Origin of the sequence: Paracoccus xiamenensis, from assembly GCF_011308835.1 — a bacterium.
Taxonomy (GTDB): Bacteria; Pseudomonadota; Alphaproteobacteria; order Rhodobacterales; family Rhodobacteraceae; genus Paracoccus; species Paracoccus xiamenensis.
Genome location: NZ_JAAOHY010000001.1, coordinates 864,715 through 888,534, shown reverse-complemented (window position 1 = coordinate 888,534; position 23,820 = coordinate 864,715). Strand labels below are relative to the sequence as shown.

The following is a 23,820-nucleotide window of genomic DNA, read 5'->3' as shown; positions in this document are numbered from 1 at the left end:
ACCTCTGCGGCTTATGGTGCAAGGCATCTGCCCCTGTATCCGTTTCGAGGTCCGCATGTTCCGGCTGTTTCAGTTTTTTCTCGCGCTCATCCTGATCGCCCCGGGCGCATGGGCCGAGACCTTGCCCGCATATCAGCCCGCGAATGTCCGGCAGGTCTGCGCGCCCGCCGCGCTTCTGGATCAGCCGGGCGGCGCGGTGATCGGGCAGCTCGATCCGGGAATGGCGGTCACGATTGACGGCATCGGCTTTGATGCGAGCGGTCAGGGCTTTCTTCGGATCGAAAGCCAGGGTGAGCCTGGCTTTGCCGAGATGGGCCCGCTTTACCATTTCTGCGCGCCAGTTCACCCGCTGCTGGCGCCGCCGAATAGCTGCCATCTGGTGCTGGCCCGACGCGCAAGTCTGGAAGGGGTGAACGAGGCCGCCGCCCGCAGCCCCGACTTTCTACCGATGATGACGGCTTACCGAACCCGCGATGGCTATGCGCTTACCGCCGGGCCGATCAGCTTGCTGGCGCGGAGCCGCGTGCTCTCATCGGACCGGTTACCAGAGGGCGCCGATTGTGAAACCGGCGCGGATTTCACGGCGCCGCTGGACCGCATCGGGGACCGTTTCGAGATGGTGCCCGATACCCCGCCCGCCGAAGCTTCAAACGATGCGCAACAGCTTTTGCGCTGGCGTTGCCAGCAGGGCGAGGCCGCCGATTGTGCCCGCTATTCCCAGGCGCTTGGGGATATCCGGCCCCGAGACGACGCGCTGGAGGCCGAAATGGCGCGCTTTGATTTGCTGGGTTGCATGGCAGGCCGCGCGCTGAGCTGTCAACGGTTGATGGAATCCGATCAGGGCTGGATCAACAAGCCTGTTTTTACCGCCTTGCCCAATGCCGGTTCAGGCATCGCGCTGATCGAACCGGAATTGGGCAAGATCGGCTGTGATGCAGGACGCGTGGACAGCTGCCTGTTGCTGGGGCGGCCAGAGCTCCAGTTCAAGACGCATGAGCGGGGCGCGCATCTTACCGCGTTTTTGGCCTATCTTCATGCCTGCCGTAAGGCTGGTGGCTGGACCTGCGAAGAACTGGCGGGCCTGATTGACGTCACCCCGCAGGTGCTCGACGCCAGTCTGACGGCAGATGACGAATATGCTTTGGCCGAGGCCTTGTTTTCCGGCTGCGATCTGGCCCGAGCGTCGCGTCGGGGCTGCAACCGGGCATTCACCGGTTTCACGCGTTTTGCAGAGGCACAGACCGGCGACACCACACGCGACGGCGTGGTCTATTTCCGGCTGCGCGACGGCTGCGCGGCGAACAATGTCATCGCCTGCGTCGGCGTCAGCAAGCTTGAGAGAATGTTCAGCGTGCTGGACCGCAGGATGGCGGCCGCGCGGGCGTTGGAGCTTTGCGAGGAACGCGGTTCCGCGGGGGCCGGCTGCGGGAGCCTGGCCTATACCCTTTCCCCCGATCTGCCCGAGGCGCGCGCACCTCAGCAGGCAAAATTTGACGAAGAAGCCAGAAAATGCGCCGAGGAAAGCGGCCTGACTGCCAGTCAGGCCTGCAAATCGGCGCTTTCATTTTTTCGCGACAACCTTTCCAGCGGGCCAGAGGACTTCCCCGAACAGCTGTTGCGCGAAAATTGCAGCGGCGACAGGATCCACGGCTGCGCCGCGCTTGCCTCTGCCTATAGCGTGCAGGAGCGGAAGGGCCCGGATGGTCAGGCGATTTCCTGGCCGGGCCAGCCCGATCAGCGGCTGCGGGCGTTGCAGGCCGGCTGCAAGGCGGGCTCGGTTGGCATGGAAAACTGCGAGAGCCTCGGCTGGCTGCTGGAGCGGCAGGGCGATGCGGCGGGTGCCTCTGCCGCCTATGCCATGGGCTGCACATCGGCAATGACATTGGATGCCGACCCACTTTCCTGCTATTCCGGGGGCAAGCACGCCTTGAATAACACCCGCGATTACGACACCGCCGGGCGCTATTTCACACATGTCTGCGATAGCGATGATCTGCGCATCGCACCTTATGCCTGCAAGTATCTGGGCCAGATGGCGGCTGCCGGTCAGGGCGGGGATGTCGATCCTTCCGACGCGATGGCGCAGTTCCAGCGGGCCTGTTTTCACGACCGGGTGGAAACGGTGGATGGCGAAGGCTGCCTGCTTTACGGGCGCGCACTTATCGAAAATCGCGCGCATCTGGATTGGGACGAAACGACCTATGGCCTCGCATTCGTGCCGGGCCATGACAGCCATCCCGAGATCGCGCGCTACGGTCTCAGCCGGGCATCCCACGCCTTTCTGCGCGGCTGCCGCGACGGTATCGGGCAGGCCTGCGATGCCAACCGAGCCCTGCTGGCGGCGTGGTCCGCAGGCGATTACCCCCGCGCGGCCGCGGCCTGCCGGGTGACGGATGCGGCGGGGCGGGTCACCTCGCAGAAGGATTGCGGGCGGTTCCGCTACCATGTGCTGGAATTCGAAGGCGATGGCGCGGCCGAGATTTTCGTCTGGCCCGATGGCGACCGCACGGTGACCAACCGCGCAGGCGGCGATTGGCGCCTGAACGGCGGCGAGGTCAGCGACCACCGGATCGGTGATGGCTGGGAATGCTGGACCAACGCCCGCAGCGGCAACAGCTTCTGCGCCGACTATCAGGAAGTCGTTGACGAATATTGACAGATGCCGCGCCCGCGCACAGCTTACCGCCATGGCCCAGAACCCTGATATCGTCGCCCGCCTTGCAACCCGCCTGAAAGAGGCACGCCGCGCCAAGGGGCTCAGCCTTGATGCCGTGGCCAAGCTGTCGGGCGTCAGTCGGTCGATGGTCAGCCAGATAGAGCGCGGCGAATCCAGCCCGACGGTGGCCACGCTGTGGAACCTGACCCAGGCGCTGCAGGTCGATTTCGCCGGGCTGCTGGAAGGCCGCGTGGAACCAGAGATCCGCGTCGTCCCCGCCGCCGCCGCCCCGGTGATCGAAGACCGCGGCCGCGACGTGGTGATCCGCATCCTCAGCGCGCCGCAATCGGTGGGCGAACACGAGATCTACGAAATCCGATTCAAGCCGGGCGCGGCACTGGATTCAGCGCCCCATCGCGCCGGGTGCCGCGAGGATCTGGTGGTCCTCGAAGGCTCGGTCACCATCACGTCGGGCAGCGAGCAGGCGCAGTTGCGGGTGAATGACGCCGCCAATTACGCCGCCGACTGCCCCCATACTGTCACCGCGGGGGAGGATCCGACACGGGTGTTGATGATCGTCAGGAACAGCTAAAAATCCGTCATACCGGATTTTATCTTCTATCTTGCACGAATCTACGCCCCCTCGTATCTTCCGTTAAAACGGAGAGGATTCACTTATGGCGGATGCGACGGAGTTCCTGAACCATGCCAGCGCCGAGCTGGCGTCAATCGCGGCTGACGGGCTGACCAAGCGCGAAAGGCTGATCACCAGCCCGCAGGGCAGCCGCATCACGGTGGGCGACCGCCAGACCATCAACCTTTGCGCCAACAACTATCTGGGGCTGGCCAACCACCCTGCCCTGCGCGCCGCGGCCGATGAGGCGATGGAAACGCATGGTTACGGCATGGCCTCGGTCCGGTTCATCTGCGGCACCCAGGACCTGCACCGCACGCTGGAACAGCGCATCGCCCGCTGGCTGGGCCATGATGATAGCATCCTGTTCGCCTCTTGCTTCGATGCCAATGGCGCGTTGTTCGAACCGCTGCTGGGGCCGGAAGACGCCGTCATCTCGGACGCGCTCAACCACGCCTCGATCATCGACGGCATCCGGCTGTGCAAGGCGAAACGCTATCGCTATGCCAATTCCGACATGGCGGATCTGGAATCGCAGTTGCAAAAGGCCCGCGCCGATGGCGCCCGCTTCATCATGATCGCCACCGATGGCGTCTTTTCGATGGATGGTTATCTGGCGAAGCTTCCCGAAATCCGCGCGCTGGCAGATCAGTACGGCGCGCTGCTGATGGTCGATGATTGCCATTCGGCGGGCATTCTGGGGCCGAAGGGGGCCGGGACGGCGGCGCATTTTGGCACCCGCGCCGACGTCATCACCGGCACGCTGGGCAAGGCGCTTGGCGGGGCGCTTGGCGGCTATATCGCCGGGCCGCAGCCGGTCATCGACCTGCTGCGCCAGCGCGCGCGACCCTATCTGTTCTCGAACGCGCTGCCGCCGGCGATCACCGCCGCCGGCCTTGCCGCGATTGATCTGGTCGAGGGCGCGGACGACCTGCGCAGCGAACTGTTCCGCAAGACCCAATACTGGCGCGACGGCCTTGCCGATGCGGGTTTCGACCTGCTGCCGGGCGAAACCGCCATCGTCCCGGTGATGCTGGGCGAGGCCACGCTGGCCCAGCAGATGGCGCAGGCGCTGGATCAGCGCGGCGTCTATGTCGCTGGCTTCTTCTTCCCGGTCGTGCCGCGCGGTCAGGCCCGCATCCGCACCCAGATGAACGCGGCCATCGCCATGGAAGATCTGGACATCGCCTTGCAGGCCTTCCGCGAGGCAGGCCGCGAAACAGGAGTAATCCGATGAAAGCTCTGGTCAAGGCGAAACCCGAAGTCGGGCTGTGGCTTCAGGACGAACCCGTCCCTGAAATCGGCCCCTCGGACGTGCTGATCCGCATCCGCAAGACCGGCATCTGCGGCACCGATATTCATATCTGGAACTGGGACGAATGGGCGCAGCGCACGGTGCCGGTGCCCATGATCACCGGCCATGAATTCGCGGGTGAGATTGTCGAGCTGGGCCGTGATGTGAAGGATCTGACCGTCGGTCAGCGCGTCTCGGGCGAGGGGCACCTCATCGGCACGACCAGCCGGCAAAGCCGGTCCGGCCAGTTCCATCTGGACCCCGAAACCAAGGGGATCGGGGTGAATGTGCAGGGTGCCTTCGCGCAATATCTGCGCCTGCCTGCCTTTAACGTGGTCCCGCTGCCCGACAGCGTGCCCGACCGGATCGGGGCGATTCTGGACCCGCTGGGCAATGCCGTCCATACCGCGCTCAGCTTTAACCTGATCGGCGAGGACGTGCTGGTCACCGGCGCCGGTCCCATCGGGATCATGGCGGCGGCGGTCGCGCGCCATGTCGGTGCGCGCCATGTGGTGATCACCGATGTGAACCAGACCCGGCTGGATCTGGCGGCGCGCGTCGCCGATGTCGTTCCGGTGAATGTCGCAACCGAGGATCTGGCCGCGATCCCCGCCCGTCTTGGCATGCGTCAGGGCTTTGACGTCGGACTGGAAATGTCTGGCAATCCGCGCGCCTTCGATCAGATGGTCGAGGCCATGGTCATGGGCGGGCGCATCGCCATGCTGGGCATCCCGCCCGGCTCGACCCCAGTGGATTGGAGCCGGATCGTGCTTAAATCCATCACCATCAAGGGCATCTATGGCCGCGAGATCTTCGAGACCTGGTACAAGATGCTGGCGATGCTGGAAAACGGGCTGGATATCAGCGGGGTGATAACCCACGAACTGCCGGTCGACAGCTTCGTCGAAGGGTTCGAGACGATGCGACAGGGTCACAGCGGCAAGATCGTTCTCGATTGGGACTGAACACAGCAGCAAGATGCAGGAAGGGCCGGGCGCTACGCCCGGCCTTTCGCATATCGAAGGTAGTCTCATTAGCGCGCAATGGTAATGCGCCTGGCCCAACTAAGCTGAACCCAGCATCGCATCGTTGGTGCGGCCCGCGCTTCCACTGCGGGCAAGGCTCACCGTTAGCCGAGGCTCTCTAGGCAGTACGACCCGGCCCCAACAACGCCAACATATCGTCGAAAAGTCGGGTCCAATCGGCATCTTCAAATTCGATCAGCCCAAGCGCCCGCAGCAGAAACGCACCCTCGCCGGCCAGAAACGCCAAGGCCACCCGGCGATCCCCGTCGCGGCCCAGATCCAGCCCGGCCAAACGCTGCATGTACCAGTCGCGCAACTCTGCCACGCGTTCGGGACGATCCAACAGTGCCGTCATCATGACCGCCGAGCGAGAATGATCGGCCGCGTCCTCGTCCCGCGTCACGGTCAAATGGCCTCGGACCACCTCGGCCGGTGCGGGATCGGGACCGACCAGATTGGCGATGTTGACCTCAAAAGCGTCGCTCCAGCGATCGATCATGGCGCCGATCAGCTTTTCCTTGGTGCCAAAGCAATACTGCACGCCACCCTTGGTGATGCCGGCAGCGCGGGCAACGGCTTCAAAGGTCAGACCAGCCGCCCCCGTGGTCGTAACAATGCCTTCGGCCGCGTCCAGAACCTTGTCCCTGTCGATGCTGCGCGGGCGTCCCGTCATGTTTTCCTCCTAATTTCCATACGCAGGTATTGAATAGCAGCCGCACTTTCAGTACAACCGTATTTATAGTGGTGGTGAGGCCCGCGACCGGAAAGGAAAGGCAATGCTGTCTCGTAATCGCTGGCTGGTGCTGGCCATTGTTTCCAGCGCGTTGCTGCTGATCGTCGTCGACATGACAGTGCTGTATACGGCCCTGCCCCGTCTGACCCATGATCTGGGCGCGACGGCCTCGGAAAAGCTGTGGATCGTGAACGCTTATCCGCTGGTGGTGGCAGGGCTGCTGCCCGGGCTGGGCACGCTGGGTGACCGGGCCGGGCACAAGCGGATGTTCCTGATGGGGCTGGTCCTGTTCGGGCTTGCCTCGGCGTTTGCGGCATTCGCGCCCACGCCACAACTGCTGATCGCGGCGCGGGTCCTGCTGGCGGTGGGGGCGGCAATGATGATGCCCGCCACGCTGTCGCTGATCCGGCTGACCTTCACCGACGAGGCAGAACGCGCATTCGCCATCGGCATCTGGGCCGCCGTGGCATCGGGCGGCTCGGCGCTTGGGCCGGTACTGGGCGGTCTGCTGCTGGAATATTTCTGGTGGGGCTCGGTCTTTCTTATCAACGTGCCGGTGGTGCTGGTGGCCCTGCTCGCGGGTGCGATGCTGCTGGAAAACCGGCCCGGCAATGCTGATCGGCCATGGGATCTGATCGGTTCGCTGCAAGTGCTGATCGGGTTGGTGGGTGTGACATTTGCCATCAAGGAAATCAGCAAGCGCAACCCGGATCCGGCGCTTGTCGTGCCGGCGCTGATCCTCGGGGCGGTGTTTCTGACGCTGTTCGTGCGCCGCCAGTTGGGCAGCGCGCATCCGCTGATCGATTTTGCGCTGTTTTCCAATCCCCGCTTTTCGGCCGGGGTGGCCACGGCGCTAACCGCATCGGGGGCGCTTGTGGGGGTGGAACTGGTGCTGAGCCAGCATCTGCAACTTGTCCAGAACCTCAGCCCCTTGCAGGCGGGACTGGTGATCTTGCCCATTCCGGCCGCGGCCTTCTTCGCCGGGCCACTGACGGGGCTGGCATTGCCCCGTATGGGTGCGATGCGGGTTTTGTGGATGGCGTTGCTGTCGACGGGGCTGGCGCTGGCGGCCTATTTGCTGACGCGGGACGGGCCCGCTGTCATATGGATTGCGGCGCTGGCAGCGATGGGGTTTTCGGTGAGTGCAGCCATGACCGGGGCCTCCAGCGCGATCATGCTGTCCGCACCCGAGGATCGCGCCGGCATGGCCGCCTCGGTCGAGGAAGTGTCCTATGAACTGGGTGGGGCGCTTGGCGTCGCCCTTCTGGGCAGCCTGATGACAGCGATCTATACTCGCAGCCTGAGCCTGCCGGGCCATATCGCCATTGCGCCCGAAGCCCGCGACAGTCTGGACGAGGCACTGATCCTGTCCGAGGCCCTGCCCGCCGCGCAGGCGGCAGAGGTCACCATGCTGGCCCGCATGGCGTTCGAAAACGCCTTTATCGGCGTGACCGTGGCGGCAACGGGGATCCTGATCGCTGTGGCATTGGTCATCTGGCGCCGGTCCTATTCCGCGCCGCACCAGTCGGACACGGCAAATTCGGCCGCGAGATAGTCAATCAGCATCCGCAACTTGATCGGCATGGGCGAGACAGGCGGCCAGACCGCCATGATCGGCATCACGCGCGACTCGACGTCTTGGAGAACCCGAACCAGACGACCATCGGCAAGGGCGCGGGCGACGATAAAGCCCGGCAGCATGGCAAGGCCCAGCCCTTCGACCGCCATGTCGCGGATCGCCTCGCCATTGTTCAGCGTCAGCCGACCATTGACCGCTGGCGAGATCATGCGACCGCCCTGTTTGAACTGCCAGATCTGCGCATTGGGGACATGGCTGTAACCGATCACCGGATGCTGGGCCAGATCGGCCGGGGTCGCCGGGATGCCCGCCCGTTCCAGATAGGCCGGGCTGGCCACGACCACAGGCCGATCCTCGCACAGCTTGCGCGCCATCAGCGCGCCATCGCGGGCATTGCCGACACGGATGCCCAGATCGAAACCGTCGCGGGTAATATCGCGCAGCCGATCGTCGTAATCGACCCGCAGTTCCAGCGCCGGGTGGGCTGCGGCAAAGCGGGCCAGAACCGGGGTCAGGTACATGGTGCCAAAGGTCATCGGCGCGGCAATCGCCAGTGAGCCGCGCAGACTGGCCGCGCCGTCCATCCCCCATGCGGCGCTTTCGGTGGCTGCGACCAATTCCGATAATGCCGGACGCAACCGTTCGGACAGGCGGATCGCGGCCTCGGTCGGGGTGATGCGGCCGGCATTGCGCTTGAACAGTGCCGCCCCGATCACCGTCTCGAAATCGCTGATCCGTTTCGAGATGACGGATTTCGACAGGTTCAGCCGCGCCGCCGCCGCGGTCACGGTGCCCAGTTCCATCACCGCAAGGAAGGTCTCTATCTGGTCGAGGTCATAGCGCATGGCGGCAGCATAGCAGCCCCCGCCCCGTTCGCAATATTCGAACGCCGGCTTCGGCTTTGTCCGGCTGGCGTAAGGCACGACAGGGGTCAATATTGATGGCAACGAAAAGGAGACCGACATGGACCTTACCGGCATTCACCACCTGACCGCGATCACCGCCGATGCTCCGGCCAACAATCGCTTCTATACCGATACGCTGGGCCTGCGCCGCGTGAAGAAGACCGTGAACCAGGACGATACCTCGGCCTATCACCTGTTCTTCGCCGATGGCAAAGGCAGCGCTGGCACCGATCTGACCTTCTTCGACTGGCCCGTCTCACGCGAAAGGCGCGGCACCCATTCGATCAGCCGCACCGGGCTGCGCGTGAATGAATCCAGCCTTGATTTCTGGTCCGCGCGGCTGCGCGACCGGGGCCTGCTGGTCGGCGATATCGCCAGTACCGATACCCGCGCCACGCTGGATTTCGAAGACCCAGAGGGGCAGCGCTTTCGCCTGACCGGCGACATTCCGGGCGAGGCGAACCCGTGGGAACGCAGCCCCGTCGACGCCGAACACCAGATCCGTGGTCTTGGCCCGATCACCATTTCAGTCGCCGATCTTGCCCCGACCGAGGCGGTGCTGACCCGCGTGATGAACATGCGCCGTGTCCGCGACTATGCCAGCCCGGACGGCCAGGGCCAGGTTCATGTGTTCGAGATGGGACCCGGCGGACCGGCAGCCGAACTGCATGTCGCCGTCCAGCCCGATCTGCCGGTCGCGCGTCAGGGCGCGGGCGCCGTCCACCACGTCGCGTTCCGCACCCCGGACGTGCAGACGATCCACGGCTGGGCCAACCGCCTGAACGAGTTCCGCATCCCCTCCTCGGGCGAGGTCGAGCGGTATTACTTCCGCAGCCTCTATTTCCGCGAACCCGGCGGCAACCTTTTCGAGATCGCCACCGACGGCCCCGGTTTCGCCGTGGACGAACCGATCGAGACCATGGGCGAAGGCCTGTCCCTACCCCCCTTCCTGGAGCCGCGCCGCGCCCAGATCGAGGCCGGGCTGAAGCCGCTGGACTGAAGCGGGACAGTTGCAAGCCATTTCGGGGCCGCCGGGACTTCCGGCGGCCCTTTCTTGCGTCGTTTCGCCCAAGCCGAACGGACTGCTTGCAACTTGATCTCTGGGCACGAACAATCAGGCAAACCGGAGAAAAGGAGAATCGCATGGCGGTCGAGGGCTTGGGGCACACGATCGGGCCGGTTGTGGTCCTTATGGCTGCAGCGGTGGTTGCGGTTCCGCTGTTTCGGCGGCTGGGGCTCGGTTCGGTGCTGGGCTATTTCGCTGCCGGCGCTCTTGTCGGGCCGTCGGTTCTGGGGCTGTTCACCGATCCGCAGGCGATCCTGCATTTTTCAGAACTGGGCGTCGTCATGTTCCTGTTCGTCATCGGGCTGGAGCTGCGACCGCAGAAACTGTGGACCATGCGCGGGCAGATTTTCGGGCTGGGGCTGGCGCAGGTCAGCGTGGCGATCGCGCTGCTGACGCTCGCTGGCTACCTGATCTTCGGACTGCCCTGGGCGATTGCCTTTGTAGCCGGGTCCGGCTTCGTGATGTCCTCGACCGCCGTGATCATGTCCACCCTTGCGGATCGCGGCGAGCTTGCCAGTGCCGAGGGGCAGAAGGCCGTCTCGATCCTGTTGTTCGAAGATCTGATGATCGTGCCGCTGCTGGCGGTGGTGGCCTTCCTTTCCCCGGCCGATACCGGCGAAGGCGGGCTGCGCGCGTTGGGAATGGCGCTGGCGGGGCTTGCGGTGCTGCTGATCGTCGGGCGCTGGCTTCTGGATCCGTTCTTTGCGCTGCTGGCCCGCGCCCGCGCGCGCGAAGTGCTGACGGCGGGCGCGCTTCTGGTGGTGCTGGGTTCGGCGCTGCTGATGGAAGCGGTCGGGCTGTCGATGGCAATGGGTGCGTTTCTTGCGGGCGTGATGCTGTCGGGCTCCAGCTATCGCCACCAGATCGAAAGCGATATCGAGCCTTTCCGGGGCCTGCTGATGGGGCTGTTCTTCCTGGCCGTCGGCATGTCGCTTGACCTGCGCATCGTCGCCACGGAATGGCCGCTGCTGCTGGCCATGCTGGCGGTCTATGTCGCGGTCAAGGGCATCGCGATCTACGGCGTCGCCCGCGCCTTCGGCAGCACAAATACCGCCGCCCTCCACCGCACGGCGATGTTCGCCCAGGGCGGTGAATTTGCCTTTGTCCTTTACACCGCGGCACTTGGCGGCGGGCTGATCAGCGACCGCGAGACGGCGATCTTTGCCAGCGTCGTGATCCTGTCCATGGCGGTAACGCCGCTGGTGCTGCTGGCCTCGGACCGGTTTCTGCGCAGCGATCCCTCGATGGAGGGTGTCGATCCCGCCTTCGAGCTGAAGGGCCAGGTGCTGGTCATCGGCTTTGGCCGTTTCGGCCAGATCGCCCTGCAACTGCTGCTGGCGCGCGGCGTCCAGGTTTCCGTCATCGACAGCAGTCCCGACCGCATCCGAGAGGCCGAACGCTGGGGCTTCAAGGTCTATTACGGCGACGGCACCCGGCTGGATATCCTGCGCCATTCCGGCGCCGAGGATGCCGAGGTGATCATGGTCTGCGTCGATGACCGCAAGGCGGCAAACCAGATCGTCGAATTGGCCAAGCACCAGTTCCCCAATGCCACGCTTCTGGTGCGCAGCTATGACCGGGGCCATTCGATGGAGTTGCGCCGCGCTGGTGTCGATTACGAAATCCGCGAAACCGTCGAATCCGCGCTTCTGATGGGGGCCGAAGGTCTGCGCGCCCTCACCTGCTCGGAAGCCAGCATCGAGGAAACGCTGGCCGACATCCGCAACCGCGACGCCGACCGCCTGATCGAGCAGACGCAGGGCGGCATGATGTCGGGCCGCGACCGTATGCACACGGCACCAGTGCCGGAACCGCTGACGATGCCGCGAGAACGCACCGAAACCAGCACCGGCGACGCGGGGGCGTAAACTGTCCTAGCCTCGGCCGTGCGGCTCCATCCAGTCGATAACCGGGTTGATCGGGATGATCCGATACGGGTTAATCGTGTCGTGGCTGTAATGATAGTGGCGGACGATATGGCCCATATCCACCGTCTCGGCCACGCCGGGGATCTGGTAAAGCTCGCGCGTCCAGCCCCAGAGGTTCGGATATTCGCGCAGCCACTTTCGGTTGCATTTGAAATGCGTGTGATAGACCGGGTCGAAGCGGACCATGGTGGTGAACAGGCGCCAATCGGCCTCGGTCAAACGGTCGCCGGTCAGATAGCGGTTGCGGCCCAGCAGATCCTCCAGCCAGTCGAGGCTTTCGAACAACGGAACGACGCCCTCGTCATAGGCTTCCTGCGTGGTGGCAAAGCCGGCCTTGTAAACGCCGTTATTGACGGTGTCGTAGATGCGGGCGTTCAACGCCTCGATCTGCGGGCGCAGATCTTCTGGCCAATAGTCGTCCGTGTTTCCGGTCAGCCCGTCGAAGGCGGAGTTGAACATGCGGATGATATCGGCGCTTTCGTTGCTGACGATGGTGTCCGTCTGCTTGTCCCACAGAACCGGCACCGTCACCCGGCCAGAAGCCTTTGGATCGGCCTTAAGGTAGATGTCGCGCAGGAAAGGCAGCCCGAACAGCCGGTCGCCGGTAGCGCCGGGGAAATCGGTGCGGAATTCCCACCCGTCCGAAAGCATGTCGGGATGCACCGCCGAGATGTCGATATGGGGCTGAAGCCCCTTCAGCGCCCGAAAAATCAGCGTGCGATGCGCCCATGGGCAGGCTAGGCAGACGTAGAGATGATAGCGCCCGCTTTCGGCCTTGAAGCCGCCCTTGCCCGTTGGCCCGGCCGCGCCGTCGGGCGTGATCCAGTTGCGCCAGCCGGTCGTGCTGCGCTGAAACCGTCCGCCCGTGCTGGCGGTGTCATACCATTTGTCCTGCCAGACGCCGTCGACAAGCAATCCCATCGGTCTTCCTTTCCGTTACATCCCACCCGCAAGCATGCTGCGGATCGCTGTGGTCCTGTGCGACGACAACTCTCAGGGGTCTTCGCCGGGCTTGGTGGTGAACAGGTCCGACCATTCCGGGTGACGCGCATATTGGCCGCGCACAAAGGGGCAGATCGGAATGATGCGGAAACTATTGGCGCGCGCGTCCTCCAGCATGAAATCCAGCAACGCCTTGGCCACGCCCTTGCCACCCATCGCATCGGGAACCCCGGTATGATCGGCACTGATGACGCCGGGGCCGCGATGGGTAAAGGTGATCTCACCCTCGGCCGCGATGCCGTCGATGCGGGCGACATAACGGCCATGGCGGCCGTCTTCTTCCTTGGTGATGGTGGTCATCTCGGCTCTCCCTCTCCTGCGGTATCTCTCGCGGCCAACCATGGACCCGGTTCAGCCGCGCGGCAATGAAAAGGGCGGCCGTTGTGGGCCGCCCTGATCGGATTACGCGGTTTTTTCGCGCGCCGCCTTGGTGGCATTCGTCCACCATGCCAGCTCGTCCAGCGTCGCCTGCAACGAGGGCTGCAGCACGGCATCGACCTCGGACATGTCGCCGTTCTGGCCCAGCGGGCTGACCTTCATGAACTCGCCCCCGCCCAGATGGACGGCATTGCGGATCGGGACCATCTGAAGCTCAACCGCGATGCCGCGCAGATGTTCGATGGCGCGCGCGGCACCCACGCCGCCATAGCCCATCGCGGCCATCGGTTTGTGGTTCCATTCCTTATAGGCCTGATCCAGCGCGTTTTTCAGCGAACCGCTGACCGAGTGGTTGTATTCCGCGGTCACGAACATATAGCCGTCGAATTCGGCCAGCTTCTGCTGCCATTTCACCACTCGCGGGTCCTGCGACGGCACCCACAGGTTCGAGGCGACCTCGTTGAACAACGGCAGGTCGTAATCGCGCAGATCGACCAGTTCGAATTCCAGGTCGTCACGCTTCTGGGCGTTTTCCAGCAGCCAGGCAGCCGGTTTGTCGGCGAAACGCGTCTCGCGGGTCGAGCCGATGATAATGGCGATTTTCGGTTTGCTCATGATTATCCCGATCTGTTTCGGTTCAGGTATGTGTCGGCCGTGATGGCCGGAAATCTGTCTTCTGGGTCGAAGTTACGATCGCGGATCGTTCGCAACAAGCGGGCTTGAATGAAATGCCGCGTTCGACGGAACCGAACAGCGGATTGATCGCCGAGGGCTTTTGCGCAGCCCCGCATGACGCTCCGCTCAGCCATAGTCGCGCGCGGTCTCGGGCACCTGATCCAGCATCTGGTCAAGCGCAGCCAGAAAGGCCGCCTCGGCGGCCGAGAAGCGACGCCCCCCGTGTCGCACCAGATGGACCGGCACCCGCGCCACGCCGCCGGGCACCTCGATCCGCCGCAACCGGCCTCGCGCGACATCATCGGCGGCAATATGAACCGGCAGCGCGCCGATCCCCAGCCCGGCGGCGATCATCCGACGCAACTCGTGCAGGCTGGATGACAGTCCGCGCGGATGTGATTTCAGGCCGATCCGGTCACGCATCAGGCGTACGTCGCGCAGCGGGCCGTCCAGCGTCTCGGTCTGGAAGCTGACGGTTTCATATTCGGCCAATTCTGCCGCCGGTATCGCCACGCGACCGAAGCCCGGATGGCCAGCCCCGCAATAGATGGCGAAATGTTCGTGAAACAACACGCGGGTCTGCAACCCCTCGGGCGGGTGATCCAACAGGCAGATTCCGGCGGTGACGCGGTTTTCGCGGACCATGTTCGCCACTTCGCGGCTTTCATGGACCGGCAGCGCAAAGCCAATTCCGGGATGTTCCAGCCCGAAGCGTGACAGCAGATCGTCGAAATGGGTCGAGACAACATGGCTTGCCAATGCGACGGTCACCTGTCCCTGCAGCCTGTCGCCATTCTCGGCAATCAGGTCGGGAAGCTGGGCGACGGCGCCGAAAATCGCTGCCGCTTCCTGATACAATTGCCGCCCCGCCGGGGTCAGGTCGAACTGGCGCGGCCCACGGGCAACCAATTGGACCTGCATGCTGGCCTCCAGCCGTTGCAGGGCCGCGCTGACGGTGGGTTGCTTCACCCCCAGCACATTCGCAGCCGCCGTGATACCCTGCCGGTCGGCGATTACCATGAAGGTTCGAAGCAGATTCCAGTCCAGATTCCAGACGAAGCGGCGGTCGTACATAAATGTCATCTATGCTTTGAATAGGAATTATCTGTTTGTCCGATGAAAACTGACAACGCAAGATAATCCGAGGACTCGTAAAAAATGCGACCAACATGGGAGAAGATGATGAGCTTTATCAGCCGTGCGCTGACCAGTGGCGCCCTGATCGCAGCGGCGCTGACCGCAGCACCCGCCCTTGCCGAGGATCTGGACAAGATCAAGGAAGCCGGCGTGATGCGCATCGCCATGTCGGGCGCCTATCCGCCCTTCAACTTCGTCAACGAACAGAACGAAGTCGTGGGCTTCGATGCCGCAATCGGCACCGAGATCGCCAAACGCATGGGCGTCGAGGCCGAGATCGTCACCACCGCCTGGGACGGCATCATCGGCGGGTTGCTGGCCAACAAATATGACGCTGTCGTCGGCTCGATGTCGATCACCGAGGAACGCCAGCAGGTCGTCGACTTCGTTGGCCCCTATTACAACACCCGCCGCGGCATCTTCGCCCCGGCCGATGGCAAGGTCAAAAGCGTCGACGACCTGAAGGACGCCACCGTCGGGGTCACTCTGGGCGAAACGCATGACCAATGGACACGCGACCAGGGCTATAACGTCCGCACCTACAAGGGCTTGCCAGAGCTGCTGCTGGAACTGGAAAACGGCCGCGTCGACGCCATCGTCAACGACGACATCCCGGTGATGATCGCCATCAAGGAAGGCAAGACCAACGCGGTCGAGGTCGACTATCCCGAGGCAGAAACCTTCGCCGCCGGGATCGCCATCCGCAAGGACAACCCCGCCCTCGCCGCCGAGATGCAGAAGGCGCTGGATGCGATGATGGAAGACGGCACCTATCTGAAAATCGCCGAGGAATGGGTCGGCGGCGACATCCGCTAAGGTGAAACGCCCCGGCCGGGCAGATGCCTGCCGGGGCCGCGCGAACAGGCGGGGCAATGGATTTCGAACTGATCCGCACGGTCTTCCCCTTCTTTCTGAAGGCGGCTTGGGTGACGGTGCTGCTGTCGGTGCTGACGGCGATCCTCGGGCTGATCTGCGGATCGCTGGGGGCGGCGGCGCGGCTGTCGCGCTCACGCGTTCTGCGCTTTCTGGGGGCGGCCTATGTCAGCGTTTTTCGCGGCACGCCGGCGCTGATCCAGCTGTTCCTGCTGTATTTCGGCGGCCCGCAGATCGGCATCCAGCTGGACGCCTTTCAGGCCGGGGTCATCGGGCTGGGCGTCAATGCCGGCGCTTATATGACCGAGACGATCCGCGGCGCCATCATCGCCGTCGATCGAGGCCAGACCGAGGCGGCGCGCACCATCGGCATGTCGCGTTGGCAGGCCATGCGCCACGTCATCCTGCCGCAGGCGATGCGGCTGATGATCCGGCCGCTTGGCGTCAATATCAACGCGCTGATCAAGGCCACCGCCCTTGTCGCGCCGATTTCCGTGGTCGAGCTGACCTATACCGCGCAGCGCTATATCGGCTCGACCTATCGTCCGTTCGAAATGTTCCTGCTGGCGGGGATTCTCTACCTCATCATCATCCTGTCGGTCGGCCGTGTGGTCGGCTGGCTGGATCGCAAGGCACGCATCGCATGACCGGGGGGCAGCATGGGACTTGATTTCAGCGTTCTGGGCGGCTTCTGGGGGCTGCTTCTGCAAGGCACGCTTTGGACCGTTGCCATCACCGTGCTGGCGGGGGTGCTGTCCTATATCGGCGGGGTGCTGTTCGCGGTGGTGGCACTGTATGCGCCGGCAGTGATCCGCTGGCCCTTTCGCCTGTTCGAGGCCCTGTTCATGGGCACGCCGCTGCTGCTGCAACTGTTCCTGATCTATTTCGGGCTGATCCAGATCGGCATCGACCTGCCCGCCTTCGTTGCCGGCGTCATCGGGCTGGGGCTGCATTTCGCGGTCTATAACTCGGAACTGATCCAGGCCGCGATCCTGGCCGTCGACAAGGGCCAGACCGAGGCCGCCCGCACCATCGGCCTGTCGCGCTGGCAGGCGCTGCGCCATGTCGTCATCCCGCAGGCGGTGCGCGCGGTCATCCCGCCCATCGGCAACAACATGATCGCGCTGCTGAAGGATTCGGCGCTGGTATCGGTGATCGGGGTGGCTGAACTGACGCTTTCGGCGCAGCAGGCCATCAGCCGCACCTTCCGCCCGTTCGAATTCTACCTGGCGGCGGCGGTTCTTTACTACATCGTCAACCTCGGCATGGAAGCCGTGCAGCGCCGGATCGAGCGCCGCATCGCCGCTTCGCGCTGAAAGGGGGATCCGTGTGACCGAACAACCCATCATCGAGATCCGAAACGCTGCCAAAAGCTATGGCGCGCTGGAGGTGCTGAAGGATATCAGCCTGACCGTGAACCGGGGCGAGATCGTGGCGATCATCGGTCCTTCGGGATCAGGCAAATCCACCTTCCTGCGCGCCATCAATGAGCTTGACCCCCTGTCGGGCGGCGAGATCTTCCTTGAAGGCGAGCAGGTGAACAAGCGTCTGCCGCCGCGCGAATACGAACGCCATATCAACCGGATCCGGCAGGAAATCGGCATGGTGTTCCAGCATTTCAACCTGTTCCCGCATCTGACCGTGCGCGGAAATGTCACCCTTGGCCCGCGCCTGCTGAAGGGTCTATCGCAGGCCGATGTCGACAAGCTGGCCGAGGAACAGCTGGATCATGTCGGCATGCTGGAACGCATCGACTATTTCCCCAGCCAGTTGTCGGGCGGCCAGAAACAGCGCGTGGCCATTGCCCGCGCGCTGGCGATGAAGCCCAAGGTGATGCTGTTTGACGAAGCGACCTCGGCCCTTGATCCCGAACTGGTCGAAGAAGTGAACGCAGTGATGAAGCGGCTGGCGCAGGAACACATGACCATGCTGATCGTCACCCATGAAATGGGCTTCGCGCAGGATGTCTGCGACCGCGTCCTGTTCATGGATCAGGGCGTCGTGGTCGAGGAAGGCCCGCCCGATGTGATCTTCCGCAACCCCACCAACGAACGCACCCGCAACTTCCTGCGCAAACATCTCGAAGGCCGATCATGAGCAGCCATCTTTTCTATCAGTCCCGCCTGTCCCGCCCAATGCTGGACCGGGCCGAGGGGATCTATCTGTGGGACACAGAAGGGCGGCGCTACTTGGACGGGTCATCGGGCGCGATGGTCAGCAATATCGGCCACTCCAACCCGCGCGTGCTGGCGGCGATGCAGGCACAGATGGCGAAATCGACCTTCGGTTACCGGCTGCATTTCCAGAACCAACCGGCCGAGGATCTGGCCCGGATGACCGCCGAGATGATGCCCGCGGGCCTTGACCGGGTGTTCTTCGTCTCGGGCGGGTCCGAAGCGGTCGAAAGCACGATCAAGCTGGCGCGCCAATACGCGCTAACCCAGGGGCGCGACAGGGCGTGGAAGGTGATCTCGCGCTTTCCGTCCTATCACGGCTCGACCATGGGGTCGCTGGCGATCACCGGCATGGACAGCTTTACCGGCCCATTCGCGCCGATGATGCGGGTGATGCCCAAGGTTCCCGCGCCCACCTGCTATCTGGACCGCGACAATCTGGACGATGCCGCGCGCGGCCTGCGCTATGCCGAGATGCTGCGCGACGAGATCGTCGCCCAAGGCCCCGAAACCGTGCTGGCCTTCATCATGGAGCCGGTGGGCGGCGCCTCGACCGGGGCGTTGGTGGCGCCCGACAGCTACTATACTCGCATCCGCGAGATCTGCGACGAATTCGGCATACTGCTGATCTATGACGAGGTGATGACCGGCGCCGGCCGCACCGGCCGCTTTGTCGCCGCCCAGCACTGGGGGGTGACGCCCGACATCATGGCGCTGTCCAAGGGCTTTGCCGCCGGCTATGTGCCGCTTGGCGCGATGGTCGCGCGCGGCGATATCGTCGAGCCGGTGCTGGACGCGGGCGGCTTTTTGCACGGCCATACCTATGCTGGCAACCCGCTGGCCTGCGCGGCTGGCTGCGCGGTGCTGACCGAACTACAACGTGGCGGGCTGACCGACAACGCAGCGCGCATGGGCGATCTGCTGAAATCGCGGCTGGAAGGGCTGATGAACCGCTATCCCTTCATCGGCGACGTGCGTGGCAAGGGGCTGCTGCTGGCCTTCGAACTGGTCTCGGATCGCAGCACCATGGCGCCCCTGCCCAAGGAACTGAACGCCTATCTGCGACTGGTTGATCTGGCTTACGAACGTGGGCTCATCATCTATGCGCGCCGCACCCGTGGCGGGTTGGAGGGGGATCATTTCATGGTCTGCCCGCCGCTGATCGTGACGCCCACCCAGATCGACGAGATCATCAGCCTGCTGACCGAGGCGCTGGATGCCTTCGCGGTCGAAGCCGGCCTGCCAGTGGCGGAGGCGGCATGAGGCTCGACAGCCGCATCATCGACGCCGCCCGCGCCGTGGCCGATATTCCCGACGGGGCTTCGGTCATGGTCGGCGGCTTCGGCGTGCCGGGCACACCCTTCACGCTGATCCGCGCGCTGGTGGACCATGGCGCCCGCGACCTGACCATCATCAAGAACGACGCCAACGAATCCGGCATGGGCATCGACCTGTTGCTGCAATCGGGCCAGATGGCGCGGCTGATCACCAGCCATATCGGGCTGAACGCCAATATGGTCGCGGCGATGAACGAAAGCCGGGTGGCGGTCGAATTCGTGCCGCAGGGCATCCTTGCCGAACGGATCCGCACTGGCGGCGCGGGAATGGCGGCGTTTCTCAGCGACATTGGCATCGGCACCCGCATGGCCGAGGGCAAGCAGCGCGTCACCATGCCCGACGGTCGCAGCTATCTGGTCGAGCCCGCCTTGCGCGCCGACTTCGCGCTGATCCATGCGGCGGCGGCGGACGGCTTCGGCAATCTGCGCTTTGCGGCCTCGGCCAGGAATTTCAACCCGCTGATGGCCATGGCCGCCCGCACCACCATCGCCGAGGCGGAATGTGTGCTGCCTCTGGGCGGCCTTGACCCCGATGACATCCACACGCCCGGCCCCTTTGTCGACCGGGTCGTCGCCCTGCCCGAATCCCTGCCGGAGGTTTACGGTGTCGTCAAGCGATAGCCCGCGCGAACGCATGCTGGCCCGCGCCGCCCGCGATATTCGCGCCGGCATGGTGGTCAATCTGGGCATCGGGTTGCCCACCCAGGTTCTGCGCCATGTGCCGCCCGCCCTGCCCGTCTGTCTGCATGCCGAAAACGGCATCAGCGGCGTCGGCCCGGTGCGCGCGAAAGGGTCCGAGGACCGCAACCTGATCGACGCCGGTGGGGCCTATGTCTCGACCCTGCCGGGCGCGGCCTTTTTCGACAGCGCCGTCAGCTTTGCAATCGTGCGCTCGGGCCGGCTGGACCTGACGCTGCTGGGCGCGTTCGAGGTCGCGGGCAATGGCGATCTGGCAAACTGGATGATCCCCGGCAGCTTCACCCCCGGCGCCGGCGGCGCCATCGAACTGGCGCAAAAGGCCCGCCGCGTCGGCGTCATCACCACCCATACCGACAAGGCCGGCCGGCCAAAGATCGTTGCAAGCTGCTCGCTACCGCTGACCGCGCCGGGTTGCGTCGACCGCATCTATACCGATCTCGCCGTCTGCGATGTCACGCCCGACGGGCTGGTGCTTGCCGAACTGGCGGCCGGTGTTACCACCGCCGAGGTGGTGGCCAAGACCGGCGCCCCGCTGATCCTGCCCGCGGGCGAGATCCCACGCTTCTGAGGCCGACGATGAACCAGACACCCGACCTTCCAACCACCGGGATCCTGCGCGCCGTCGATGCCGGTTTCGACGCGCAGACCGAATTTCTGGCCGAACTGACCGCCCATCCCTCGACCCGTGGGCAAGAACAGTCGGCGCAGGACTTCATCGCCTCTGAATATGCCGCGCGCGGGCTGTCCGTGGACCGCTGGCAGATCCGGCTGGACGATATCCGCCACCTGCCCGGCTTTTCCCCAGTCATCGGCGATTACGAGGACGCGGTGAATGTGGTCGCCAGCCACACGCCCCGGAGTGCCAAGGGCCGCAGCCTGATCCTGAACGGCCATATCGATGTGGTCCCCGAAGGTCCGCTGGACATGTGGGACAGCCCGCCCTTTGCGCCGCGTGTTGACAGTGGCTGGATGTATGGGCGCGGCGCAGGCGACATGAAGGCCGGGCTGGCGGCGAACCTGTTCGCGCTGGATGCGTTGCGCCGCGCGGGCTTCCAGCCTGCCGCGCCCGTCTTTGTGCAATCCGTGGTCGAGGAAGAATGCACCGGCAACGGCGCGCTAGCCTGCCTTGCGCGCGGCTATCGCGCCGATGCGGCGCTGATCCCGGAACCCTTCGCCGAAACGCTGGTCTCGGCACAGGTCGGCGTGCTGTGGTTTCAGATCCATCTGAAGGGGCTGCCCACCCATGTCGCCTATGCCGGCACCGGTGCCAATGCCATCGAGGCCGCGCCGCCCATCTTCGCCGCCCTGCATGCGTTGGAGCATCGCTGGAACGCGCCCGACCGCCGCAGTCCCGACTTTGCCGGTCATGACCATGCGCTGAACCTGAATGTCGGCCGCATCCGGGGCGGCGACTGGACCAGCTCTGTCCCGGCCTGGTGCGTCTTTGATGTGCGCATGGGGGTCTTTCCTGGTCAGGATCTGGCCGAGGCCCGCGCCGAGATCACCGATTGCGTCATGGCCGCTGCGCGTGAGGTCCCTTTTCTGAAAAACGCCCTGCCAGCGATCACCTGGCACGGCTTCGCCGCCGAGGGCTATGCGCTTGCGCAGGACCGCTCGGCCATGGCCGGGGCCGCAACTCGCGCGCTGGAAGGCGCCCATCGCGCGGTGACGGGGGGCGAGCTGACCCGCGCGCCGATCACAGCCACCACCGATGCCCGCTTCTTCGGGCTTTACGCGGACACCCCGGCACTCGTCTATGGTCCCCGCGCCGAGGCGATCCATGGCTTCAACGAACGCGTCGATCTGGAATCCATGCGAAGGGTGACCCAGACCACGGCGCTGTTCATCGCCCAATGGTGCGGGCTGGAGGCGATCTGATGCGTGATCCGGTTATCGTGTCCTATGCCCGCACGCCCATCGGCAAGGCCTATCGCGGGGCCTTCAACGATACGCCGGTGCCGCTGCTGGGGGCGTCGGCCCTGCACGCCGCGACCGCCCGCGCCGGTCTGGACGGGGCCGAGATCGAAGACCTGACCATGGGCTGCGCGCTGACGCAGGGGACCGGCGGGATCAATGCCGCGCGCCATGTGGTGATGGCGGCGGGGCTGCCCGATCAGGTGGCGGCGGCGACCGTCGATAGGCAATGCGCCTCGGGGCTGAACGCCATTGCCGTTGCCGCCAGCCAGATCCGTGACGGCGCGCAGATCGTGGCGGCGGGCGGGATGGACAGTATTTCGCTGGTGCAGAACGAACACTGGAACAGCCACCGTTATCGGCTGGATCAGGTGCGCGCGGGCTATTACCTGCCGATGCTGGACACGGCGGAAATGGTCGCCAGGGAGTGCGCCGTCACCCGCGCAGCGCAGGATGCCTATGCGCTGGAAAGCCAGCGCCGGACGGCAGCAGCGCAGGCGGCGGGACTGTTCGGCGATGAAATCGTCCCGGTCACTGCCCGCAAGCAGGTCACCGACAGGGCCACGGGCGAAACCTGTTTCGAGGAGGTCACGCTGAGCGCCGACGAATGCAACCGCCCCGGCACCACGGCCAAAGGGCTGGCCGCCCTGCCCCCGGTCCGCGATGGCGGCACGGTGACCGCCGGCAATGCCAGCCAGATGTCAGACGGTGCTGCCGCCATGGTATTGATGGACGCGGCCGAGGCCGCCCTGCGCGGGCTGGCCCCGTTGGGCGCATTTCGTGGTTTCGTCGCGGTCGGCTGTGCGCCCGAGGAAATGGGGCTGGGGCCGCTTTTCGCCATTCCGCGCCTGCTGGAGCGGCACGGGCTGCGGATCGCCGATATCCACCTGTGGGAAATCAACGAGGCCTTCGCCGCCCAGCTTCTGCCATGTCGCGACCGGCTGGGCATCGACCCGGAACGGCTGAACGTCAACGGCGGCGCCATCTCCATCGGCCATCCCTACGGCATGAGCGGCGCGCGCATGGTCGGACATCTGCTGATGGAGGGAAGGCGGCGCAAGGCCAAGCTGGGCGTGGTGTCGATGTGCGTGGGCTTCGGACAAGGCGCAGCGGGGCTGTTCGAGATATTCTAGGCGGGCCGCGTCAGCGCCGCGAACATGCCGGTCATGCTGTCCAGCACCGGCGCTGCACCCTTCCTGCGCAACAGCTCGACATGTTCGGCCCGTCTGCTGTCCAGATGAGAGCCCCCCACGAAACCGACAGCCCGCGCGCCGGCCCGCAGCGCGCCGGTGACGCCATGGGGCGAATCCTCCAGAACCACGCAATCCGCGGGATCGACGCGCAATTCGCGCGCGGCCAGCAGGAACAGATCCGGCGCGGGTTTGCCCATCGCCACCTGATCGGCGCTGAAGGCGCGGCCCCGAAACCAGCGATCAAGGCCCGAGACCCGCAGCGTCTCGCCCATGCGGCGCAACGAGCCGCCGGTGGCAATGGCGATGGGAATGCCCGCATTCGTCAAGTCATCCAGCAGTTCCGGCACGCCGGGGATCACCCGCAACTCTTTCGGATAGCGGGCCAGCAGGCGGTCCTCGAAACGCTCGGCAAAAGCCTCTGGCACGGGGCGGCCAAGGCGTTCGGCGACATAGGCGCGGATCACTGGCAGCGCCACGCCAAGGAATTGCCGCCCGACCTCGTCCGCGGTGGCGTCGGCTATGCCGGCCGCGCGCATCTCCTCGGCGAGGACGCCAAGCGACAGGGGCTCGCTGTCGACCAGCACCCCGTCGAGGTCAAATATCACCGCCGCGGTCATT

Annotated in this window: 23 protein-coding genes; 16 read left to right on the top strand and 7 right to left on the bottom strand. The window is 64.8% G+C overall.

Annotated elements, in window-relative coordinates:
• Nucleotides 1-55 precede the first annotated feature (55 nt).
• The 4 genes from G7044_RS04365 to tdh all read left to right on the top strand — a co-directional run bounded on the left by G7044_RS04365 (nt 56) and on the right by tdh (nt 5,549).
• Nucleotides 56-2,656 carry a hypothetical protein gene (locus G7044_RS04365; protein ID WP_166326379.1) on the top strand — a complete coding sequence of 867 codons (2,601 nt, stop codon included), beginning with the start codon at nt 56-58 and terminating at the stop codon, nt 2,654-2,656.
• 31 nt (nt 2,657-2,687) lie between these two features.
• Nucleotides 2,688-3,248: a helix-turn-helix domain-containing protein gene (locus tag G7044_RS04360; protein ID WP_166326377.1), complete on the top strand. Its 561-nt coding sequence runs from the start codon at nt 2,688-2,690 to the stop codon at nt 3,246-3,248.
• A gap of 85 nt (nt 3,249-3,333) precedes the next feature.
• A complete protein-coding gene (locus G7044_RS04355; protein WP_166326375.1) occupies nt 3,334-4,527 on the top strand; it encodes a glycine C-acetyltransferase in 1,194 nt (397 codons plus the stop codon).
• The gene (tdh, locus tag G7044_RS04350) at nt 4,524-5,549 is read left to right on the top strand and encodes an L-threonine 3-dehydrogenase (RefSeq protein ID WP_166326373.1); all 1,026 of its coding nucleotides are present in this window, start codon (nt 4,524-4,526) and stop codon (nt 5,547-5,549) included. Before G7044_RS04355 ends, tdh begins: the two co-directional genes overlap by 4 nt.
• A gap of 178 nt (nt 5,550-5,727) precedes the next feature.
• Here the strand turns inward: tdh and G7044_RS04345 are convergent, their stop codons facing one another.
• A complete protein-coding gene (locus tag G7044_RS04345; protein WP_166326371.1) occupies nt 5,728-6,282 on the bottom strand; it encodes a TetR/AcrR family transcriptional regulator in 555 nt (184 codons plus the stop codon).
• Nucleotides 6,283-6,385: 103 nt separating this feature from the next.
• On the opposite strand from G7044_RS04345, the gene G7044_RS04340 reads away from it, so the two are divergent.
• Entirely contained in the window at nt 6,386-7,897 is a 1,512-nt protein-coding gene (locus tag G7044_RS04340; RefSeq protein ID WP_166326369.1) for an MFS transporter, read from the top strand.
• On the opposite strand, the gene G7044_RS04335 is transcribed toward G7044_RS04340, so the two are convergent.
• Nucleotides 7,849-8,766 (bottom strand): LysR family transcriptional regulator, encoded by a 918-nt coding sequence (locus G7044_RS04335; RefSeq protein WP_166326367.1) that lies wholly within the window; start codon nt 8,764-8,766, stop codon nt 7,849-7,851. The two genes, G7044_RS04340 and G7044_RS04335, sit on opposite strands and share 49 nt — an antisense overlap.
• Nucleotides 8,767-8,884: 118 nt before the next feature.
• Here G7044_RS04335 and G7044_RS04330 point away from each other — a divergent pair, with 118 nt between their 5' ends.
• A complete protein-coding gene (locus G7044_RS04330; RefSeq protein WP_166326365.1) occupies nt 8,885-9,826 on the top strand; it encodes a ring-cleaving dioxygenase in 942 nt (313 codons plus the stop codon).
• A 143-nt stretch (nt 9,827-9,969) separates the two neighbouring features.
• Nucleotides 9,970-11,760, top strand: coding sequence for a monovalent cation:proton antiporter-2 (CPA2) family protein (locus G7044_RS04325; protein WP_166326363.1), 1,791 nt, complete (start codon nt 9,970-9,972; stop codon nt 11,758-11,760).
• A 6-nt stretch (nt 11,761-11,766) separates the two neighbouring features.
• On the opposite strand, the gene G7044_RS04320 is transcribed toward G7044_RS04325, so the two are convergent.
• From G7044_RS04320 to G7044_RS04305, 4 genes are all read right to left on the bottom strand, one after another.
• The gene (locus tag G7044_RS04320) at nt 11,767-12,741 is read right to left on the bottom strand and encodes a glutathione S-transferase family protein (RefSeq protein ID WP_166326361.1); all 975 of its coding nucleotides are present in this window, start codon (nt 12,739-12,741) and stop codon (nt 11,767-11,769) included.
• A gap of 72 nt (nt 12,742-12,813) precedes the next feature.
• Entirely contained in the window at nt 12,814-13,122 is a 309-nt protein-coding gene (locus G7044_RS04315; protein WP_166326359.1) for a GNAT family N-acetyltransferase, read from the bottom strand.
• Nucleotides 13,123-13,224: 102 nt separating this feature from the next.
• A complete protein-coding gene (locus G7044_RS04310; protein ID WP_166327349.1) occupies nt 13,225-13,818 on the bottom strand; it encodes an NADPH-dependent FMN reductase in 594 nt (197 codons plus the stop codon).
• A 183-nt stretch (nt 13,819-14,001) separates the two neighbouring features.
• On the bottom strand, nt 14,002-14,949 hold the full coding sequence (locus tag G7044_RS04305; RefSeq protein ID WP_166326357.1) for a LysR family transcriptional regulator: 948 nt from the start codon (nt 14,947-14,949) through the stop codon (nt 14,002-14,004).
• 108 nt (nt 14,950-15,057) lie between these two features.
• On the opposite strand from G7044_RS04305, the gene G7044_RS04300 reads away from it, so the two are divergent.
• From G7044_RS04300 to G7044_RS04260, 9 genes are read left to right on the top strand one after another with little or no spacing between them, the layout of a single operon-like run.
• Nucleotides 15,058-15,828: a transporter substrate-binding domain-containing protein gene (locus tag G7044_RS04300; RefSeq protein ID WP_166326355.1), complete on the top strand. Its 771-nt coding sequence runs from the start codon at nt 15,058-15,060 to the stop codon at nt 15,826-15,828.
• Nucleotides 15,829-15,884: 56 nt separating this feature from the next.
• Nucleotides 15,885-16,532 carry an amino acid ABC transporter permease gene (locus G7044_RS04295; RefSeq protein WP_166326353.1) on the top strand — a complete coding sequence of 216 codons (648 nt, stop codon included), beginning with the start codon at nt 15,885-15,887 and terminating at the stop codon, nt 16,530-16,532.
• A gap of 12 nt (nt 16,533-16,544) precedes the next feature.
• On the top strand, nt 16,545-17,201 hold the full coding sequence (locus G7044_RS04290) for an amino acid ABC transporter permease (protein ID WP_166326351.1): 657 nt from the start codon (nt 16,545-16,547) through the stop codon (nt 17,199-17,201).
• A gap of 13 nt (nt 17,202-17,214) precedes the next feature.
• Nucleotides 17,215-17,982 carry an amino acid ABC transporter ATP-binding protein gene (locus G7044_RS04285; protein ID WP_328803803.1) on the top strand — a complete coding sequence of 256 codons (768 nt, stop codon included), beginning with the start codon at nt 17,215-17,217 and terminating at the stop codon, nt 17,980-17,982.
• Complete coding sequence (locus G7044_RS04280; protein WP_166326349.1) at nt 17,979-19,322, top strand: aminotransferase family protein; 1,344 nt, start codon at nt 17,979-17,981, stop codon at nt 19,320-19,322. The genes G7044_RS04285 and G7044_RS04280 overlap by 4 nt, the downstream gene beginning before the upstream one ends.
• On the top strand, nt 19,319-20,017 hold the full coding sequence (locus tag G7044_RS04275) for a CoA transferase subunit A (protein ID WP_166326347.1): 699 nt from the start codon (nt 19,319-19,321) through the stop codon (nt 20,015-20,017). The genes G7044_RS04280 and G7044_RS04275 overlap by 4 nt, the downstream gene beginning before the upstream one ends.
• The gene (locus tag G7044_RS04270; protein ID WP_328803802.1) at nt 20,001-20,663 is read left to right on the top strand and encodes a 3-oxoacid CoA-transferase subunit B; all 663 of its coding nucleotides are present in this window, start codon (nt 20,001-20,003) and stop codon (nt 20,661-20,663) included. Before G7044_RS04275 ends, G7044_RS04270 begins: the two co-directional genes overlap by 17 nt.
• Nucleotides 20,664-20,671: 8 nt before the next feature.
• A complete protein-coding gene (locus G7044_RS04265) occupies nt 20,672-21,973 on the top strand; it encodes an ArgE/DapE family deacylase (RefSeq protein WP_166326345.1) in 1,302 nt (433 codons plus the stop codon).
• Nucleotides 21,973-23,142 carry an acetyl-CoA C-acyltransferase gene (locus tag G7044_RS04260; RefSeq protein ID WP_166326343.1) on the top strand — a complete coding sequence of 390 codons (1,170 nt, stop codon included), beginning with the start codon at nt 21,973-21,975 and terminating at the stop codon, nt 23,140-23,142. Before G7044_RS04265 ends, G7044_RS04260 begins: the two co-directional genes overlap by 1 nt.
• Here G7044_RS04260 and G7044_RS04255 read toward each other — a convergent pair.
• Nucleotides 23,139-23,819 carry an HAD family hydrolase gene (locus tag G7044_RS04255; protein ID WP_166326341.1) on the bottom strand — a complete coding sequence of 227 codons (681 nt, stop codon included), beginning with the start codon at nt 23,817-23,819 and terminating at the stop codon, nt 23,139-23,141. The two genes, G7044_RS04260 and G7044_RS04255, sit on opposite strands and share 4 nt — an antisense overlap.
• Between the last annotated feature and the right edge of the window lies 1 nt (nt 23,820).